Genomic DNA, 5,627 nt, shown 5'->3' with positions numbered 1-5,627 from the left:
CCGAGCAATCGCCGGTGACCACCGCAAAGCCGCCCACCCGCTACGGCGCAATGGGGGAGCGCGCGGGCGGACGGCTTTGCTCTACCGAGTTACACCACGCCCGGGGACACGACCGTTGGCGCGAACCTGTCCCCCTTTTGGTTACGAGTGACGCTCCACGTCTACGCAGAAAGGTCAGCTCTCGCCACAGACCAACCACTTAAGCTTCATCCAGCGCGGTTTGAAGTCCGGGAGTACATGTCCAGGACCTAGTCGGGCCAAGGCGGGGCCGCGATCGAGCCTGGTTTGGGCACGACCCTCAAGGCACTGGCTCGACCAAGCCGGCCAAATTAGGTATCGCGACGGATGGTATGTCTCACGCAAGTTCAGCCGAGGCCCGCTGCATGTTGGTCGACATGTCCGCCGTGACCGCGCTCTGCTCCTCGACGGCAGCCGCGGTCGTGGCGATGAACTCGTTAACGCCTTCGATGGCGGCCTTGATCGCGGTGAGGGACGTCGCGACATCACCCGCGACCGTGTTGAGCGCGTCGATCTCGGAGGAGATCGTGTCGGTAGCCTGCTTGGCCTGACTCGCGAGGTTCTTGACCTCGGAGGCGACCACCGCGAAGCCGCGGCCGGCCTCGCCGGCACGCGCAGACTCGATGGTGGCATTGAGCGCAAGCAGGTTGATCTGTCCGGTGATGCCAGAGATCATCTCGACGATGCCGCTCATGGCCTGTGCGGCGGCGTTCAGCTTCTGTGCCTGACCGTCCGCAGCCTCGACGCGGGCGGTCGCAGCCTTGGAGTTTTCGCGCGACTTCGCCATGGTCTCGGAGATCTCGCGGATCGAGGCGCTCATCTCCTCGCTGCCGGCGGCAACCGCCTCGATCAGTCCACGCGCATTGTCGGCCTTCTTGCGGCCGATAGCCTGCGCGGTGATGTCGGTGGCGTATTTCACCACCTTGTACGGCCTGCCGTTGAGATCGAGGATTGGATTGTAGGAGCCTTGGATCCAGACCTCGCGACCGCCCTTGGCGATCCGCTTGTATTCGGCGGCTTGGTATTCGCCGCGCCGAAGCGTCTCCCAGAACTGGCGATAGTCAGCCGAATTGCGCTCGTTCGGCTCGACGAACATCGAATGATGCTGGCCCTTGATCTCGGCGAGCGTGTAGCCCATCGTCTTCTGGAAATTCTCGTTGGCGGTGCGGATGGTGCCGTCCATGTTGAACTCTATCACCGCCTGTGACTTCTGGATCGCCGCGAGCTGGCCGTCGCTGTCGGCCGCCTTCATCTTCTGCGACGTGATGTCGGTTGCGAATTTCACCACCTTGAACGGCTTGCCGTTCTCGTCGAGGATTGGATTGTAGCTGGCAAGAATCCAGATCTCACGGCCGCCTTTGCCGATCCTCTTAAATTCCGCGGCCTCGAACTCGCCACGATTCAGCTTGGCCCAGAAGGCGGCGTAGGCTTCGCCCGCGCGATCCTCCGGCGTGACGAATATGCCGTGACGCTTGCCCTTGATCTCGTCGAGCGAATAGCCCATCGTGACAAGGAAATTCTCGTTGGCATCGATGATGGTGCCGTCCATCTCGAACTCGATCACGGCCTGTACGCGGTTGATGGCGGCGATCTTGCCGGCATCCTCCATGTCCTTGATCTTCTGCGCCGTGATGTCGGTGGCGAATTTGATGAAGCTGACCACCTTGCCGTTCTCATCGCGCAGCGGCGCGTAAGAGGCGAGGACCCAAACCTGCTTGCCGCCCTTGCCGAAGCGCTTGTACTGCGTGGTCTGGAACTCGCCCCGATTAAGGCTGGCCCAGAAGTCGCGATAGCGTCCGCTCTCGCGCTCGGCCTGGCTGACGAAGATGCTATGATGCTTACCCTTGATTTCGGCGAGCGTGTATCCGCTCATCCTCAGTAGATTCTCGTTGGCGTCCAGGATGGTGCCGTCCAGTCCAAACTCGATGACTGCCTGCGAGCGGTCGAGTGCCTCGACTTCAGCGATGGCGTGCTTGATTTTTTTGCTGCGCAAGTTAAACATCGAATAGCTCACATCCACGACTGTGATTTGACGGACTTCTCGAAGCCGGCGTTTCTTGAAAGCTAGGTTGCGACAACGAGGTCTGCGGTGGGAGATAATTCGGGCGACGACAGAGGACTCGCCTTATAAAATCGGCGATACGCGGACCGCCCCGATCGTTTTGCCTCGTAAAGGGCGATATCGGCGTATTTGAGCAGATCGCTCGGGTTGTCGCCTTCGGAGCTGACACCAACGCTGGCGCCAACCTGATACAAACCACCCATCCATTCGAAAGGCTCGCAAGCTGCTGCTACAATCCTTTGCGCAATTATTTCTGCAGCTTCCGATCCGTTTTGGAGTAGTACGGCGAATTCATCTCCGCCCAACCTGGCAACCGTCGTATCGTTTCCAGCAGCGTTCCTGATGCGCTCAGCTAACGTAATCAGACACTGGTCGCCCGCGAGATGCCCAAGCGTGTCATTGATGGCTTTCATATGATCTAGATCGACCAAAAGCAAAGTCGGCTGAGCGCCGTCTCGCTGAGAATAGATTGCATCGAGCGCTAGCTTCAGTCCGGCACGATTTGCCAAACCAGTCAGCGCGTCATGCCGGTAGAGATATTCGACGCGAAGATGGTCCAAGACAGACGACGTCTGATCTATCGCAAACTTGACGACTTTCGTGAGCTGCCCATTCTCGTCCCGGATAGGATTGTAGCTTGCCTGAATCCAATGGGTTGCACCTGAAGCGTCAAGACGCTTGTAGAGCCCAGCATGATAGTTGCCGTCGCGCAAGCGCCACCAGAAAGCTTTGTACTCGACACTTTCACGCTCGGAAGAGTCAACAAACAGAGAATGGTGGCGACCTCGGACGTTTTCTAACGGATATCCCATCATTTGCAGAAAGTTTTGGTTTGCGTCCAGCAAAAAGCCGTCCAGATCAAATTCAGCAATGGCCTGAGACGTCCTTATCGCAGCCACTTGTCCAGCAAAATCAGCATCACGTCGCTTGGTGGCTGTTATATCGGCTACCATCTTCAAAATACGATAGGGACGCCCAGCATCGTCCAAGAGCGGGCAATACACGCCGTAAACCCACATGGGGTGACCAGAGGAGTTCATGCGGCAAAATTCGCCGGCGACATGCTCCCCGCTTCGGAGCCGAGTCCAAAGCCGTTCGTATTCGGACATTTGGTTCTCGTTTGCCGGAACAAACATCGAATAGGATTGACCCACGACTTGATTGTTACCGTAGCCGGTCAATTGCAAGAAAAGATAATTAGCGCGGAGAACCGTGCCGTCGAGATCTAACTCGACTACAGCTTGCGACCGCTCTAGCGCCTCGATCTTATGCTGGAGTAAGCTCGGCTCTTCCATTTTCACGTTCAGCCCGTTGACAAGCTCTATTTTCAGCAGGTCGATCAATTTCGCGGCGGCGAGGAGACCGATTCAAACAAACCACTGTTTGATATGCGGTGGCAGCTCGGAGGATCGGCGGCGATTTGACGTAACCTTTTTAGGCTGCGAAGTTTAACGGCCTGCAAACTCGGCTATCGCTTGTTCCGGAAGCCGTATTTTTGCGGCTTCAATATCAGCCGGCCCTGTAATAGAGTACCGGGTAGATGAGCTCGGCAGGCAGTGAGACTGTTGCTACATTAAATATCGCACAACCTAGCGATTCGAAATGATTGGAAGCTCCATCGCAACAGCACGGTCATGGCACACCACGCGCCCTTGCTGTTGGACGAGGAGGAGCGCTTCTTGCGCTCGTTGGAGTATATCATTGATGCCTCTCATACCGAAGCTTTGCAATTCATTTGCGATCGCATCCGGCTCGACATTTTCGGCATCGATTGTACGCTCGATACCAGCGGCCGTATTGGAATATCGGAGCCTATATCCCCAGGATCAAGCACGCCTTCGACGCGCGGATCACGCGTCTTGCGGAATGGCATTGACGTCGGTGTCGACAGACGGGTTAAACTCAGCGATCAGAAACCCTGGTCCTGAAAGCTGATGAAATTGCGAGATGAAGACGGTTCACTTCCAAGCGATGGGATCACCTTGTGCCGTGCACGTCGACGGGGAAGCGGCCCTTCATGAGCAGGCGGCGAAAAGTGTCATCGCTGAAGTATTTCGTATTGAGGCCAAATATTCTCGTTACCTTCCGAACAGCCTTCTTTCTAAAATCAATCGGGAGGCGTCTCTAGGGCGGTCTATTCGGGTAGACGAAGAGACGGCTGAACTCATTGACTATGCCGGTGCTTGCTATCGGCTTTCTGATCAATTGTTCGATATCACGTCCGGCATTTTGCGTAAGGCGTGGGACTTTGGTTCAGGAATTCCGTTGAACCTTGACCGAATCAATGAACTGATTGGCAAGGTCGGCTTCGAGAAGCTGGGCTGGGTCCGGCCCGTTCTTACTTTCGATCGTCCCGATATGGAGATCGATCTGGGCGGTATTGCCAAAGAATACGCAGCGGATCGCGGCGTTGATATCTGCCGCAGTCTTGGGATTGAGTCCTGTTTAATCGACCTTGGCGGCGATATCTCAATTGGCGGTCCTCGGCGCGATGGCGAGCCATGGTTGATTTCCATCCGCGACGCCAAATCCGCGACTCAGGCGTTTGCTACTTTAACTTTGTCAAAAGGTGGATTGGGAAGCAGCGGTGACTACGAGCGGTTTATAGAGATTGAAGGACGCCGTTATTCGCACATTCTCGATCCGCGGACGGGATGGCCGGTTAGCGGACTTTCCTCGGTTAGTGTCGCATCAGACCACTGTTTAGCCGCAGGTAGCTTGTCGACGATCGCGATGCTCAAAGGTAGTCAGGGAGCCGAGTGGCTTTTGAGTCGAGGGATTAGTCATGCCGCCATTGACCACCATGGAAGCCGCTTTGCTACCCCGCCGTTTGTACTCACCTAGGATGAGCCAAACTCAAGCAGTAACGTCGACCTGACTGCTGATTATCAGGCCTTGCAGAGTCGCGCGACTTGACGAGATCGTCTGATAAACAGACTGAGCTGAAGATTGCATCGTACTCTCGGATTGATGGTGAGTGCGCATCTGCTTCATTAGGGTGGTCATGCTACTGACGAAGTCCTGCTTCGAAACGCTGCCAGTGTTGCTCGGGTCTAGCTGAGACCAGATCGCGTCGGCGCCCGCTGCCTTGAAATCCTTTGGAGGATTTCGAGTTTGAAACGCCTGTTCAAATTGGGACTGCGTGATCGAACCCGAGCCGCTTGTGTCGATTTGATCAAACAGGTTGGTCATCTTCTGCGAAGCAGGTGCACGCGCGCTGGCGCCGGACCAGACTTGGGATGAACCAGAAGCGGCCGACACGCCGGATAAGTCGATGCTCATTGCAAGGCTCCTTTCTCCATGTGTTAGATTGCGTCGACTTGGTAAATTTTCGTTAAATGAGGCGATCTGCCGCACGTCTGCCTAAAGCAACCAAAGACAATCTTAAATTCGGTATGCCCGCACCGCATCTGCCTAACCGACTCCGTTCGGCCGCCTTGGTATCCGTGACCGGAGAAGTGTAATCCAGCAGCGTTTGGCGTCGGAGAGCCGCTGTCGATCTCTGGCCAACTCTCATTTGGATTGATTAGAATCCGCCGTTTCGAAC

The 5,627-nt window shown here is 56.1% G+C and carries 4 protein-coding genes; 1 reads left to right on the top strand and 3 read right to left on the bottom strand.

Annotation, left to right across the window (positions count from 1 at the left end):
- Positions 1-355: 355 nt before the first annotated feature.
- Positions 356-2,020, bottom strand: coding sequence for a methyl-accepting chemotaxis protein (locus BRAS3809_RS31425; RefSeq protein WP_008966044.1), 1,665 nt, complete (start codon positions 2,018-2,020; stop codon positions 356-358).
- A 62-nt stretch (positions 2,021-2,082) separates the two neighbouring features.
- Positions 2,083-3,423, bottom strand: coding sequence for a diguanylate cyclase domain-containing protein (locus BRAS3809_RS34465; RefSeq protein WP_008966043.1), 1,341 nt, complete (start codon positions 3,421-3,423; stop codon positions 2,083-2,085).
- 604 nt (positions 3,424-4,027) lie between these two features.
- Between BRAS3809_RS34465 and BRAS3809_RS35385 the strand changes: the two genes are divergently transcribed.
- On the top strand, positions 4,028-4,924 hold the full coding sequence (locus BRAS3809_RS35385) for an FAD:protein FMN transferase (protein ID WP_083839205.1): 897 nt from the start codon (positions 4,028-4,030) through the stop codon (positions 4,922-4,924).
- Positions 4,925-4,936: 12 nt separating this feature from the next.
- Here BRAS3809_RS35385 and BRAS3809_RS34460 read toward each other — a convergent pair whose 3' ends face one another.
- The gene (locus BRAS3809_RS34460; protein ID WP_052523516.1) at positions 4,937-5,362 is read right to left on the bottom strand and encodes an EF-hand domain-containing protein; all 426 of its coding nucleotides are present in this window, start codon (positions 5,360-5,362) and stop codon (positions 4,937-4,939) included.
- Between the last annotated feature and the right edge of the window lie 265 nt (positions 5,363-5,627).

The organism is Bradyrhizobium sp. STM 3809 (assembly GCF_000239795.1).
GTDB lineage: Bacteria > Pseudomonadota > Alphaproteobacteria > Rhizobiales > Xanthobacteraceae > Bradyrhizobium.
This window is presented reverse-complemented; position numbering and strand designations above follow the sequence as displayed.